At 28.9% G+C, this 14,123-nt stretch carries 14 protein-coding genes; all 14 read left to right on the forward strand.

Annotated elements, in window-relative coordinates; genetic code table 11:
* Window positions 1–38: 38 nt before the first annotated feature.
* The 14 genes from IPK06_07020 to IPK06_07085 all read left to right on the forward strand — a co-directional run bounded on the left by IPK06_07020 (window position 39) and on the right by IPK06_07085 (window position 13,059).
* Window positions 39–2,162, forward strand: coding sequence for an ABC transporter permease (locus IPK06_07020; protein ID MBK7979745.1), 2,124 nt, complete (start codon window positions 39–41; stop codon window positions 2,160–2,162).
* 1 nt (window position 2,163) lies between these two features.
* A complete protein-coding gene (locus IPK06_07025) occupies window positions 2,164–3,114 on the forward strand; it encodes a PrsW family intramembrane metalloprotease (GenBank protein ID MBK7979746.1) in 951 nt (316 codons plus the stop codon).
* 1 nt (window position 3,115) lies between these two features.
* Window positions 3,116–3,703 carry a nicotinate (nicotinamide) nucleotide adenylyltransferase gene (gene nadD / locus IPK06_07030; GenBank protein MBK7979747.1) on the forward strand — a complete coding sequence of 196 codons (588 nt, stop codon included), beginning with the start codon at window positions 3,116–3,118 and terminating at the stop codon, window positions 3,701–3,703.
* Entirely contained in the window at window positions 3,700–4,644 is a 945-nt protein-coding gene (gene meaB / locus IPK06_07035; GenBank protein MBK7979748.1) for a methylmalonyl Co-A mutase-associated GTPase MeaB, read from the forward strand. Before nadD ends, meaB begins: the two co-directional genes overlap by 4 nt.
* Window positions 4,645–4,792: 148 nt before the next feature.
* The gene (locus tag IPK06_07040) at window positions 4,793–5,338 is read left to right on the forward strand and encodes an arginine decarboxylase, pyruvoyl-dependent (protein ID MBK7979749.1); all 546 of its coding nucleotides are present in this window, start codon (window positions 4,793–4,795) and stop codon (window positions 5,336–5,338) included.
* Window positions 5,339–5,462: 124 nt separating this feature from the next.
* A complete protein-coding gene (locus IPK06_07045) occupies window positions 5,463–5,999 on the forward strand; it encodes a helix-turn-helix transcriptional regulator (GenBank protein MBK7979750.1) in 537 nt (178 codons plus the stop codon).
* Between the two features lie 105 nt (window positions 6,000–6,104).
* Complete coding sequence (locus IPK06_07050) at window positions 6,105–6,488, forward strand: hypothetical protein (protein MBK7979751.1); 384 nt, start codon at window positions 6,105–6,107, stop codon at window positions 6,486–6,488.
* A 718-nt stretch (window positions 6,489–7,206) separates the two neighbouring features.
* The gene (locus IPK06_07055) at window positions 7,207–7,593 is read left to right on the forward strand and encodes a hypothetical protein (protein MBK7979752.1); all 387 of its coding nucleotides are present in this window, start codon (window positions 7,207–7,209) and stop codon (window positions 7,591–7,593) included.
* 166 nt (window positions 7,594–7,759) lie between these two features.
* On the forward strand, window positions 7,760–8,059 hold the full coding sequence (locus IPK06_07060; protein ID MBK7979753.1) for a T9SS type A sorting domain-containing protein: 300 nt from the start codon (window positions 7,760–7,762) through the stop codon (window positions 8,057–8,059).
* Between the two features lie 385 nt (window positions 8,060–8,444).
* On the forward strand, window positions 8,445–9,614 hold the full coding sequence (locus tag IPK06_07065; protein MBK7979754.1) for a hypothetical protein: 1,170 nt from the start codon (window positions 8,445–8,447) through the stop codon (window positions 9,612–9,614).
* A 518-nt stretch (window positions 9,615–10,132) separates the two neighbouring features.
* Entirely contained in the window at window positions 10,133–11,134 is a 1,002-nt protein-coding gene (locus IPK06_07070) for a cysteine synthase family protein (protein ID MBK7979755.1), read from the forward strand.
* A 281-nt stretch (window positions 11,135–11,415) separates the two neighbouring features.
* On the forward strand, window positions 11,416–11,823 hold the full coding sequence (locus IPK06_07075) for a hypothetical protein (protein MBK7979756.1): 408 nt from the start codon (window positions 11,416–11,418) through the stop codon (window positions 11,821–11,823).
* A gap of 96 nt (window positions 11,824–11,919) precedes the next feature.
* On the forward strand, window positions 11,920–12,342 hold the full coding sequence (locus IPK06_07080) for a DUF3788 family protein (protein MBK7979757.1): 423 nt from the start codon (window positions 11,920–11,922) through the stop codon (window positions 12,340–12,342).
* Window positions 12,343–12,672: 330 nt separating this feature from the next.
* On the forward strand, window positions 12,673–13,059 hold the full coding sequence (locus IPK06_07085) for a hypothetical protein (protein ID MBK7979758.1): 387 nt from the start codon (window positions 12,673–12,675) through the stop codon (window positions 13,057–13,059).
* The last annotated feature ends 1,064 nt before the right edge of the window (window positions 13,060–14,123 follow it).

Genomic DNA, 14,123 nt, shown 5'->3' on the forward strand with positions numbered 1-14,123 from the left:
ATTTTTTTATAACATTTTACTTCAATAATTTAACTTTTATGCTCGAAATTAAGAATATTTCTAAACATTTTCGCTCTAAATTAGTTGTTGATAATGTTTCTTTTGACGTAAAAATCAACAGAATCTTTGGTTTGATTGGTCCGAACGGCGCCGGAAAAACAACAACAATTAGAATGATTTTAAATATTTTAATTCCTGAAAAAGGTGAAATTCTTTTTAACGGTAAAAAATTAGATCAAGATTTTTTAAATATTACCGGTTATTTACCCGAAGAACGCGGATTATATCCAAAAAGCTCTGTAGCAAATATTTTGACATATTTGGCAAATCTTAAAGGAGTTTCCAATTTTGACGCTAAAAAGGTAATAAGCTACTGGCTTGAAAGATTAAATTTACTTGAAGTTAAAAATGCTCATCTTGAAGAACTTTCTAAAGGCAATCAGCAAAAAATCCAGTTCATTGCGGCAATTCAGCATAATCCGAAAATTTTAATTTTAGATGAACCGTTTTCCGGTTTTGATCCGCTTAATCAATCAATTTTTACTGAAATAATAAATGAAATAAAAAACGATAAATTTATTATTCTGTCGACTCATCAAATGGATTTGGCGGAAAAATTATGTAACGATTTTATTCTTATTAATAAAGGGAAAGAAGTTTTAAAGGGCGATTTAAATTCCGTTCTTAATTCATCTAACCAAAATGTTTATGAAATAACTTATAATTCTTTGAATTTTGAGTCTATTAATAGTTTAACTAATATTGAAATTTTGGAATCTTATTACAATAAAGTCAAAATTTTAATAAAAAATAATGACGCCGATAACTTTTTAAAAACTATAGTAAATGAAAATTCAATTGTTGAATTTAAAAAAAATAATCCCTTCACTTCACCAGCTTTTTATGTCCAATGTTGGAGGGAATTAAAATTGACAAAATTTATTACAATTGCCAAGTGGGAATTTTTTGAAAAAATTAAAAGAAAAAGTTTTTTTCTTTCACTTTTTATTATGCCCGTTATTATAATTATTTTCAGTCTGCTTCCCTCTTTGCTTGTTAGCAAAGGAAATGATTTTCCACTGCCAATAGGAATTTTGGATTTTACAAATAATTATGAAAAGGTATTTTCCGATGAATTGATGAAAAATGATTTGTCCAACTACCAACCTGCTTTTTTCGCATTTGAATTAAACAAAGCTTCTAATAATAAATCCGAAATTCTTAAAAACGCCGACGAAAAAGTTTTGAGTAACTTTATAATAGGTTATGTTATTATTGAAAAAAACGACGGATTAAAATTAACATTTAGGACTAACGATTTATTCAATCAGGAAAAAATCAATTTAATCGAAAATTCGTTTATAAAGACTTTGTTGAAAGTCGATGGTTCGAATCTTAATTTGGAAGAAGGAAAAATTAATTTGATAATTTCTCAGATTCCAACTATTCAAAAAAGCTATATAAACGCGAACAGCGAAGAAGAGATATTCAGAAAATTTATTAATTCCTATTTATTTATAATTCTTCTCGTTACAATGATATTGTTTTCCGGCGGTATGTTTGTTAGAAGTTTGGTTTTGGAAAAATCAAACAGAATTATAGAACTGATTCTTTCAAGCTGCAAAACAAAAGATTTACTATTCGGCAAAGTTTTGGGATTAAGTTTTTTCGGTTTTTTCCAATTTGCAGTTTGGATGCTAATTGGAATTATTTTACATAGTTCTAATGTTTTAAATTTCAATTCAATAAATAATTTGGGTTACCAATTTTTATTTTTTGTTTTAGGATACATATTATATTCCGCAATTTTTATCGGTATAGGTTCTATTGTTTCACTTGATCACGAAGCTCAGCAGTTAACGGGTTATTTGAGTATATTTTTGGTTTTCCCAATATTATTGGCAGTTGAAATAATAAGAGCGCCAAATTCAATTTTGTCATTAATATTGTCTTATTTCCCTTTAACTTCCTCGCCAGTAATGCTTCTAAGACTGAATACTGCAAATCCTAAAATAGAGGAAATTGTTTCCGTTGTTCTCGTTTTAATTTTCAGCATTTATTTGGTAATTGTTTTTTCTTCCAAATTATTTAGAGTTGGAGTTTTAAATTTCAGCAAGAAACCGAATTTAAAGGAAATTATAACTTGGATGAAATTAAAATAATATGACATTATTCGCATCATTTTTAGCGGCGTCAATTCCAATGTTTCTTTATCTGATTTTCCTTTGGAGATTGGATAAAAACGAACGAGAATCGTTTTTTAGCATTTTACGATATTTTGTTTGGGGAGCTTTCGGCGCAATTTTATTGGGAATAATTTTTTCATTATCGGTTCAGCAGATTTTTCAAATTTTCATAACAAATGAAAATCAACTTACGTTTATCGGTGCCGTTTTTATAGCGCCTTTGATTGAAGAATCCACAAAAGGAATTTATTTACTATTTACCGTAAAAAAGAAAAATTTCGATAATATTACGGATGGATTAGTTTACGGCGGAGCAATCGGGTTGGGTTTTGGTATGACTGAAAATCTAATGTATTTCTTAAACTTTAACGAAAATGTTTTTCAATGGGCTTCAATGGTTTTTATCAGATCCGTATTTTCTGCGGTTATGCATGGAATTGCTACCGCAACTTTCGGCGCTTTTTTGGCAAAATGGAAATTTACTAACTCAAGAATTAAGAATATTTATCCATTTATCGGATTATCGCTCGCAATGTTCTTTCATTTTATATGGAATTTTTCAGTAACGTTTCAATTTACTTTTGGTTTTGGAATATTATTCATGATTTTTTTAATTATTATTTTTTTGATATTATTTAAGCAATCGATAAATTCAGAACGAAAATTAATAAAGGAAGAACTCGCAGAGGAATCCGAGATTCTTAATTTGCCCGTACTTAAAGAATTAAATTTTTCATCAAAGTATTTAAATGTTTTTGATGAAAGAAGCAGCAACAAACTGTTAAAGAATCTTTCGGCAAAGCTTGCTTTCAGAAAATTTCAAGTAAAAAATACAAACGGCGATTTAAGAGAAAATTATATTGCGGATATAGAACTTTACAGAAAGAAAATTTTGGAATTATTTTTAGCTGAAAAACAATTGGGATAAAATATTGGAAACTGTTGGAATTTTTGGCGGAACATTCGACCCTATTCATTTTGGTCATTTAATAACGGCGCAAATGGTTCTTGAAAAAAGAAATTTATCGAAAATTATTTTTGTACCGAGTTATATCTCTCCGCATAAAATGAATTATAATTATTCCGATCCTTTGCACAGATTGGAAATGACCAAACTCGCGGTTGAATCAAATCCAAATTTTGAAGTTTCGGATTTTGAGATAAATCGTGACGAAATTTCTTATTCTTACAATACGCTTTTGGAATTTTCTAAAACGTTTGAAAATATAGAATTAATAATCGGTTTTGATAATTTGGTGACATTTGATACTTGGTATAAAGCGGAAGAGATAATTAAAATTGCAAAACTTGTTGTACTAAAAAGAGTTTATAATAAAGAAATTAAAAGTAGTCATAAATTTTTTGGCGAAGCCGAATTTATTGATACACCAACTATAGAAATTTCTTCCACAGATATTAGAAAGAGAATTTCGCAAAAATCTACCGTAGATTATTTTCTTCCAAAATGCGTCTTGGAATACATAAAAAATAATAATTTATATTTCTCGGTTAAATGATAAAATTTGATAATCTTATATCGGAAATAGCAAAGCGAAATAAGCGGGCAATTTCCAAGGCAATTTCATTGATTGAAAATGAAAATCCAAACGCGGAAATATTTCTGAAAGAAATTCATTCATTTATTGGAGACTCTTATAAAATTGGAATTACAGGTCCACCGGGAGCCGGAAAATCAACTGTAACAAATGAAATTATTAAGAAAATTTTAAATGAAAACAAATCCGTAGGAATTATTGCGGTTGATCCGACAAGTCCATTTACGGGCGGAGCGGTTTTGGGCGATAGAATAAGAATGAACGAAACCGGCATCAATTCCAAAGTTTTTATAAGAAGCATGGCAACACGAGGTAGTCTTGGCGGATTAAATAAAAAAGCCGTTGATGCCGCGGATGTTTTAGACTGCGCAAAATTCGACTATATAATTTTCGAAACTGTTGGTGTCGGACAATCGGAACTTGACATTGCCAAAGCCGCCGATACTACATTGGTTGTACTTGTTCCGGAATCCGGAGATTCGGTTCAGGCCATGAAAGCAGGGTTAATGGAAATTGCCGATATTTTTGTAATGAACAAATGTGACAGACCCGGTTCGGAAAATGCGGTAAATTCTTTGCAAACCATATTGAATTTGAAAGATCATAATGAATTTTCTTATCTTCCAAAAATTTTAAAATGCATTGCGACACAATCTGTCGGCATAAATGAAATATTTACGGAAATAGAAAATCACAAAAACTATTTAATGAAATTTGATAAGCTGAAAAAAAAGAGAATTGTAAACTTAATTGATAGAATTAAAGACATTACCGAAAACAGCATATCCTCAAAAATTTGGAATGACACAGAAACAATTGAATTATTAGATTCTTTAATACAAAAAAATGAATCTCCATATCACATTGCAGATTTAATTTTACAGAAGATTAAATTCCAATAAATTAAACTTTACTTAAATAAATCCACTTTCTTGAAATTTTCAATATTATCAAAATTTGAAAAAAATTTTATAATCTAAAAAAATGAATATTATATAAGTTAGATTTTTTTTAATTTTTGCACGTCAATATTAAAAAATGGAGTAAAAATTGTACGTACCTAAAGAAATATTTTTTACAAAAGGAGTTGGAGTTCATAAAGAATACTTAGCGTCTTTTGAGCTCGCTTTACGTAACGCACATATTGAAAAATATAACATCGTTACAGTTAGCAGTATTTATCCGGTAGGAGTTAAAAAAGTTACAATTAAAAACGGAGTTAGAAAATTAAGCCCCGGACAAATTATACACGCTGTAATGGCAAGAAATGCTACAAATGAACCCAACAGATTAATTGCCGCTTCTTTAGGAATCGCAATTCCAGCAGATTCTTCAATGTATGGTTATTTATCGGAACACCATCCGTTCGGAGAGTCAGCAAAAAAATCCGGAGATTATGCCGAAGATCTTGCGGCATCTATGCTTGCTACAACGCTTGGAATTGATTTTAATCCCGATACCGCTTGGAACGAAAGAGAACAAGTATTTAAAATGTCAGGTCAAATTGTAAATACATCGAATATTACTCAATCTGCTGAAGGCAATAAAGACGGATTATGGACAACAGTAATTGCGTGCGCAATACTTTTACCGTAGTTTAGAATTTAATTTTTATTAAAGACGCAGATTTACCTCTGCGTTTTTATTTTTCTTTTATTGAATAATCTTTAATTTTTGATCTTTTTTTATGATATTATAAGCAATAAAAAATCGAAAATAATTGACACCTCAAGAAGAAATAAGGTATTTGATCCAATCTCATGGAATTAAGCAGAATTGGCTTGCTAAAAAACTTGGATTAAAACCGCAGACTCTCTCCTATCTCGTAAATGAAAGTTCCAAAATTGACAATCATCTTTATAAAATGATCAAAGATATTATTGAAAACAATGAGGATGAAATCGAAATATTCAATGGATTCGGCGAAACTAATTTTGATCTTTTCGCTGATGAAAAATTAAGAATGGGAATTGGCGGAAGGATTAGATTATTCGCCAAAAAAAGATACGGCACCTTAAAAAAATTAGCCGAAGTAATGGAAATATCCCCACAGCAATTGCACCAATACATTAGCGGAAAACGTGAACCCGGCTCAAAAATACTGTTAAAACTGCTTAAACACGGCTGCGATGTAAATTGGCTTCTAAGCGGTTCTGAATCTATGGAATCTTTCAAAATCGATAAATTGGAAAGAGAGCTTTCAAAACTTCAGGAAAGTATAACTCAAATATCCGCGATTGTTAAGACCAAATACTAAAATTTATAGTTACCAAAAATTCCCATTATTCAACTGAACTTTAAATTATTTATTTGATAATTCGATAATTACCAATAAAAGTAATCAAATATTTTTGAGGGAAAAATGTTCGAAAATTCAAACTGCAATTTGTCAAAAAAAACAATTAAAGATAGTGAAGGAATAACTTATGAATTTAAATATTGTATTGAAATGAGCTCCGAAGAAAAAAACAAATTGAAAGAATTTCGGGAAGATTACGCAAAAACCAGTCCAATACATTTTAATTTTGAAGGTACAAATTTTCAGTTCAGCCAAAAGAAATATTTCAAGAAGAATCAATTTATTTTAGATCCACCCAAATTAAACGAACTTCAAAACAAATTTTTAAATGATATAAAAAATACTTTAACTCAATTCAATAATTTTATTCAATTTGAAAGACAAGAAAATATTGAGGAAACAAAATCGATTAGCGTAAAAGATATTTTAGAAACAGAATTGGTATAAGGATAAAGTGGAGTTATGGAGGATCGAACTCCTAACCTTTGTACAGCCAATAAAAATAAAAAAGCTAAAGTTATTCATTTAATTTATTCAACAATGTTAATTTAACATTTATCAAATATTACTACACCGCTTCCCTATCATCTATATCTTAGTTAAAACTCAAGTTTTGCATGAAAACCTTGCCAGCATTGATAATTTAATAATGCATTCTAATTAACTTTTTGCGACAATAAATAAGAAGTTCAGCTTTTATAATTTTATGCTTAATATGATAAAATAATATAACGAAACTAAATTGTTAAGCATAAATGTTTTTGTTAAATGATATTACGCAACTAATATTCCAGAATATTGTAAATATTTTTAAAATATCGTTTTTTTAGTCAACGAATAAAATTCCGAATCTGTAAGTATTTATACTTACAGTACGTATTTGTACTTATTTACAAATAGGAAAAAATCTCTTATATTGATTCATATAATTTAAGTTAGTATAATAAGATAAAAATAAATGTAAGTTTAATGGCGAAGCTATGTAAGTGATTGATTAGCAATAATTCAATATTTACAATAAAATATTCAAGTATAATTTTATGCTTATTCAAAAAAAATATTATACCAAAACTAATCAACTGATAGAGTATAAGTTATAGTTAGGTAATTCTTAATATTCTTAGGTGACAAAACGAAAAGATTAATATTCTTCATTTACCTTTTTTTGACAAAATTAATATTACCACAAAATGAATTCCTGGATGAATCATTAAAATATTATCCTTTACACGTCGGCAATTATTGGCAATATGAGGCATCAGCAATTGATGAATGGGGAAACGATTCTGTTTGGTATGCTTCAAGAGAAATTGTCGGTGATACTCTTTTAACAAATGGAAAAAAATACTTTATTTTTGTTGAGAAAGGTATTAAAACACTGCGTAGTAAATTTGTAAGAATAGATTCCTCAAACGGATTTATTTACTCCTTTAAAAATGAAGCTAATGAAAATAGAGAAGATAGTCTAGTTCTGTCATATTGGGATAGCTTAAGTTGTGAAAGAGTAGAAGAAATTTATTTTGAAGAACTTTTGGTCATTCGTTTGACATAAGACCATATTTAGAATGTGTCATTAGTTTTGGATGTTATACAAACAGAAAACTTGCTAAAAATATTGGATTAACTGATCTTCATAATTCTTCTTTTGACTTTGTAGCTACTGGACAAAGTTATTTTTTAAATTTTGAAAATAAATAATATTGATGTATGGAACCCTTGTGACTGTAAAAAATAATATTCATCAAGCAATAAATTCTGACTATAATATTTCGCAAAATTATCCTAATCCATTCAACCCCACAACTAATATAGTTTATCATTTATCTGAAAAAGGATTTGTGGATATATCGGTGTATGATTTACTTGGGCATAAAATAGCAACATTAATTAACGGATATAAAAATGAAGGAAGTTATAAAATAAAATTTGATGGTAGTAAATTGAGTAGCGGTATTTATTACTATGTATTTTCTAATAATAAATCCAGAATTTCGAATAAAATGTTATTAATTAAATAAAATTGCCTAGCAAGTAAGTCTACCCGACTATTGAGCAGTTCGGCATATATTGTACAATTTAAAATAGAAAGTTCATTTTAAATTGTTGTTCAACATTCAAAGTAAATTAAATAATCAAAAAACTATTATTGCTAAAGACAAATTAAAAACTGCTCTCAGTAAATTTACAATTTACTATTTAATAAATAACTTGTTTGCCGCGGCAAGATATTTATAACGCCATTATATTCTTAAGGGAAAGTACTATATATGGAAATAATTAAAACTATTGAAATTCGGAAATTTCGATCCATTAAAAGTTTAACAACTGATTTCAATCCAACACACCTTAACATATTTGTAGGAAAAAATGATCAGGAAAATCTAACGTACTTCGTGCCTTAAATTGTTTTTTAATAATGAAACAGACTTAGGTCAATCATTTCGATTTGAAGAGGATTACTGTTATTATGCAAATACTGGTACTGGTACGCGAAGAGAGATACGAATTGATTTTATTATATCTCCACCTAAAGAACGTTTCCAAAATGCACGACTATTAAGATGGACAAAAAAATGGAAAAGAGATGGTTCCATTATTGATGAGAGAAATTTTGTAAATGATGGTTCTAAAATATTTCCACAAAACAATATTTATAAATGGCTTGATAAACTTAAATATCGTTATGTCCCCGCAATAAAGGGAGCAAATTATTTTTTGTCTTTAATGGGTGGTCTACATGATGTTTTTGAATCTCATTCAAAAGAATTGGCTCTTCAAGGTCAAAGTTTTATCTCTGGTATTCAGAATATTACTTATCATATTACTAGTGAACTTAACGATAGAATAGGAATTCCAAATACGATTCAAGTTCCCTCTGATTTTAAGCAATTGTTCTCCAACTTGGATTTTGGTTCAAAAGTTGGTGAAAATACATTTCACCTAAAACAAAGAGGAGATGGAATAAAAATACGACATATACCAGTTATCTTAAAATATATGTCTGATGAGGAAAAAAATATTTCAATTCCGGGTTATGTTAAATCTGATACGATTTGGGGTTTTGAGGAACCCGAAAATAATTTGGAATTAAATTATGCATATGATTTAGCAAGTTCCTTAAAGGAATATTCAAAGGATATCCAAATATTTTTAACAACTCATTCTCCTGCATTTTATTCTCTTGATGTAAATGATAACGATGGTGTCAACATGTATTATGTTGAACAAAATATTGAAGGATGTTCTTTCATTAAAAAAATCAACCAATCGAACTTAGAAGATTTGCATGATAAAATGGGTGTCCTACCAATAATAACCCCATATCTTACAAAAATAATTAAACATCAAAATGAAATAGAGTCTCTTAAAACAAAAATCGACGAACTTTCTGAAAAGAATAAATGCTATGTATTAACTGAAGATGAAAAAAGTCAAACACTCATAAAATATTTTCAAGCAAATGGATTTAATCTTCACGAGACAAAATTCATTTCTTATAATGGGTGTAATCAGATAAATGCTGCATTTATTTTAGCAAATTATCTTATAGAGCAAAGACCTGGTCTACTGTGATAATTCATCGTGATAGTGATTATTTAACGCATGAAGAAATTACAAAGTTAAAAACAAGATGTGAATCTAATAAGTACTATTTCTTTTATACAAACGGTGTTGACATAGAAAGCCATTTTCTTATTCCAGAGCATATTAATACACTTTATTCTAAAATATCAATTGATGTTGCTGAAAGATTTATAGAGCAAGCTACTGACTTGACTCGTTATGATTCTATTAAAAGATTTCTTAACAAATCTTGTGAAAATCAAAGACTTCCAAATAATGATATTTATGGAATCGTTCAAAAAGTCGAAATTCAATATCAGAGCAATATCAAGAGATATAGGTATGGTAAAAGGTGATGGGGCACTTGTTAAGTTTGATTCAAGAAGAAATTGGAAAAACCTAACTTAATACAAAAAACTAAGTTTCTTAGAAATAATTTTTTAGAATCAATCTCAAAAAAACTTTGGTATTGATGACGAATATAATATCTTAAATAAGTAAAAAGTCAAGAGTATAAAAAGAATTATATGAAAATTAAGAATAATTTGAGCGAGCTTATTGGCGAGACGCCTATGTTGTTAATCAAACCAGTAAGAACTGATTGGGAAATTTATCTAAAATTAGAATACTTTAATCCAGCTGGCAGCTTTAAAGATCGGACAGCGCGAGCCCTTATCGATGCAGCTGAAAAATCTGGAAAATTGAAAAAAGGAATGACTCTTTTTGAATCTTCTTCGGGAAATACTGCAAAGGCTTTAGCAATGCTTGCAGCTGCCCGAGGATATAAATTTGTTGCCGTTGTTGATAAACATGCACCTGCTGATAAATTGAATGCTATTCGTGCTTATGGTGGAGAACTTTATTTTTGTGCTGATGACGAAAATAGCAAAGGAGGTCATCTTGTAGATGTACGTCGTAATTTAGCTAAAAAATTAGCTAAAGAAAGCGGCGGCTTAAATTTAGATCAATATGACAATCCGGAGAATCCACAAGGATTTTATGATACACTTGGGAAAGAGATTATCAAACAAGTTCCTGACCTAAATTATCTTATGGGTACTGTAGGTACAGGAAGTTCACTTTCCGGAGCTGGTCGCTATATAAAAGAGAATAGTAAAGCACAAGTCATCGCTCTTGAACCGAAAGGCTCAAGTCATTTTTCTCCACATGGACACGGATACTTTATTTCTGGTCCTGGCTATCCAGTTGGTGCTATATTGCCTAAGAATATTGATACTTCTCTTTTTGATAAAAATGATTACGTTTCAGACTCAGAAGCTTTTAATACAATGAGGTTTTTTGCTCATAATAAAGGTTTGCTTTTAGGCGATTCAAGCGGGATGCTTCTCTATTATGCGATGAAATATATAAAAAGTATTCCAAGATTAAATAAAACAAAGAAAATGGTTCTTATTATTGGTGATAGTGGAGAGAGTTATTTATCTCATGCTTTTAATGAAGGATGGATGATACAAAATGAACTTATTGATAAGCAAATTATAAATGATTTGTCTGAGTTTTATATTTAGAAGCAAATTAACAAGCCTACAAATAACAAATCAACTGACCGAAGTAAAATGTCGAGTTAAATAGTAAAAATAAAGTTTGAAAGTTATTTTGGTTTTTACTGAATAAAATTAAAAATTGCTCTTGGTAATTTTGACCAATCTTTATTTTATAAAATTTGAATTTGGGGCGCTTAGTTATTTGCTGCGCCACTATGTTTATAAATAATATGAAAGTTAAATTATTATTAATCTGTTTTATAATAATCAATAGTTCCCTTTTATCCCAAAATGACTATGATTATTTGGATAAATATGAAATAAAAATTGGCGGCGAAATAAATCGAATTGTTCCCTCTATTGGGATTGGCAGAAATTTCTATTTTTCAAAATATATTTCAATTTCACCAGAAATAATAATGCTGGGATTACCAATCGCATCCGGAACCTATAGATTTAATTTTACAATAAATTCAAAATTTAAAACATCGGTTCAAGGCGGAGCCGGATTAACATTCGGATATCCATTTTCAATTGTTGGAATTTTAGGAATACAATTATTATACAAATTAAATGAAAACGTAAATATTTTTTTAGAACCAAGAATTTATTTTTATCAAAAAGATATTATATCAATTGGCAACGGATTTTTTGGAATAGATGAATTAAATAAAATTAGACCTATTGTAATTTCTTTTGGAATAGCAATTTAAAAATCAACATAACCAACTTGTTATTAGAAAAGATTTTATTTTAGACGGCGGGTAATTTGCTTCACCGTTAGTTGCTTAAAAATTATGGATAAAAAAATGAATCAGATAATTCTTTCAGACAAAAACCAGTTCCCAACCGAAGAAATAATTTTTTCTCATATAGGTAAATCAAAAGCAATATGGGAATCAGTTTTCAATTACATTCATGATAATCATACCGATTTTATCGAACAGTGGAGATATTACAATGACGGCAAAAGCTGGTTAATGAAAGTGACAAGAAAAACAAATACAATTTTTTGGCTCTCAATTATTCCCGAATCGTTTATAATTAATTTTTACTTCGGTGATAAAGCTGAACCAGCTATCATGAAAAGTATAATTTCGGACAAACTAAAAAGTCAGTTTAAAGATGGTAAAAAATATGGTAAGATTCGCGGACTGACCCTAATTATGAATAATAAACGAAATGTCGAATTTGTAAAAGAATTAATTTCAATAAAACTTAAAATTAAATAACAATTAAAGCGCAAAAAACATCATCTGCTATCTTACTATGTGGTCTTATAGATTCGTGTTGGGTTTAGCTTTCCTAAATTAGTTTGCTGTGCAGAGTTGATTTAGTATTTAAAACTGATCTATAAAAATAGATTGGCCAAACCATCATTATTTTTTTAGGAGTCGGGTCATTTGCCACGCCAATATTTGGCTAAATAAAATACGGTAAAGTAATGAAAAGAATATTCGTAATTATTGTATTTTTTTAATTTACTTTAACATTGTAACATATTCTCAAGAAAAATAAATTTTTCGGCTGGAATTGGTTATGCGGAATTATTAAACTTAGGTATGTATTTTCAATCAGAACAAATACAAATTGGATTAAGTTACGGTTCATGGCCAAGATCTGAAATATATTCGATTTCATCGGATATTAAATTTCATATGCGAGATTCAAGTCAATATTCCAACAGAAAATGTTGGTTTATTTTATTCGGTTATATTTACTCAAAATCCGAAAACAGAGAAAGCGTAAATAGAATACAATTATTAAATTTCAGAATCGGAAGAGATATAAATATTTCAAAGAAATTCGGGTTTAATATTAGTATTGGAACAATGGGTGTTTTAAGCGATGAAACAGAAAGGAAAACTTGTTTTACTTGTCCACTAGGAGGAGTAAGTTTGGCATTTTTACCTGGTATTGGAATTGAATTATTTTATAGGATTTACTAAATAAAATAATTTTTTAATTTGTGGAGCTAAGGAGGATCGAACTCCTGACCTTTTGACTGCCAGTCAAAGTAAAGAGAAATTTTGCTCTCTCTTGACACTTGTATAAAACACATCGTTTTTGAAGCATAATCAAAGATTTTTTATTTTGCTTTGGTTTATGGGTTTGGAATTTTGTACAGTTTTGTACCTTTTTGTTAAATTTAGCAACCAAATAGCAACCATCTTTTTTATTACATTCAATCAAGTTTGTTATAAAAAAAGAAGATTTAAATAGATGGTTGAATCTACAGCCTTATTGTACAGCATATCAATTAAAAATTATCTCAATAAATTAGAATTATTTTCTAAAAATATTGAATGATTTTTCATTTTCAAATTCAATAATCACTTGTTAGTTTTAGGTTGGTGCCTCTGCAGTAATATTTCAAAAACCAAGTTAGTAAAAATTTTTTTGTTTCAGATTTGGACAAATCTATAATGAGGGGTATGTTTTGATTAGAGATTGCAACTAACTACTCACTAATTCATATCTTAATTTTTCTTTGGTTTATTCAACATCCCTAAATATACACCCTTTTTACAGTTATTTCCATTTTTGAAATATCCATGGCTGGTGTTCCGTATGTCAATTAAGTGGAGCTTTATAACTATAGATGTATCCTTACTTTCAAATTGAAAGTACCATTCCTTTTAAGATCTATATAAAAACATACTCAACTGGAGCTTGAACTTCGGCTAATACATCGGGAAATGTTATAATAACCCATAGAATACTTTGGAATCTTTTTTTTTAAACTTATCTATTGGACTAATTGAGGCAACTTGAAGGACAAACGATCCTTCTAATGTTGTAACATGTGAGATTAAATTAATTGAGAACAATGTTATTTGAAAAATCATCTTGAATTTTCGCAATGTTATTTTGTTTCGTTTATTAATGCTATAGTAAAATAACTTCTTAATATAATTGAAGAAATAGTAAATAGTATTATTTTATTCACTAAATGATGTGAATGGAGACTTACTTAAAGTTTACATTTCGCCCAAATATTTGCAAAGTTCTT

The sequence above is a fragment of the Ignavibacteriota bacterium genome (assembly GCA_016713565.1).
In the GTDB taxonomy this organism is placed as follows: domain Bacteria; phylum Bacteroidota; class Ignavibacteria; order Ignavibacteriales; family Melioribacteraceae.

Excerpts from the sequence above, each read along its gene's own strand:
- IPK06_07025 (MBK7979746.1), top strand. The coding sequence starts at position 2,164 with ATGACATTATTCGCATCATTTTTAGCGGCGTCAATTCCAATGTTTCTT.
- IPK06_07070 (MBK7979755.1), top strand. The coding sequence starts at position 10,133 with ATGAAAATTAAGAATAATTTGAGCGAGCTTATTGGCGAGACGCCTATG.
- IPK06_07050 (MBK7979751.1), top strand. The coding sequence starts at position 6,105 with ATGTTCGAAAATTCAAACTGCAATTTGTCAAAAAAAACAATTAAAGAT.
- IPK06_07080 (MBK7979757.1), top strand. The coding sequence starts at position 11,920 with ATGAATCAGATAATTCTTTCAGACAAAAACCAGTTCCCAACCGAAGAA.
- IPK06_07020 (MBK7979745.1), top strand. The coding sequence starts at position 39 with ATGCTCGAAATTAAGAATATTTCTAAACATTTTCGCTCTAAATTAGTT.
- meaB (MBK7979748.1), top strand. The coding sequence starts at position 3,700 with ATGATAAAATTTGATAATCTTATATCGGAAATAGCAAAGCGAAATAAG.
- IPK06_07085 (MBK7979758.1), top strand. The coding sequence starts at position 12,673 with ATGTATTTTCAATCAGAACAAATACAAATTGGATTAAGTTACGGTTCA.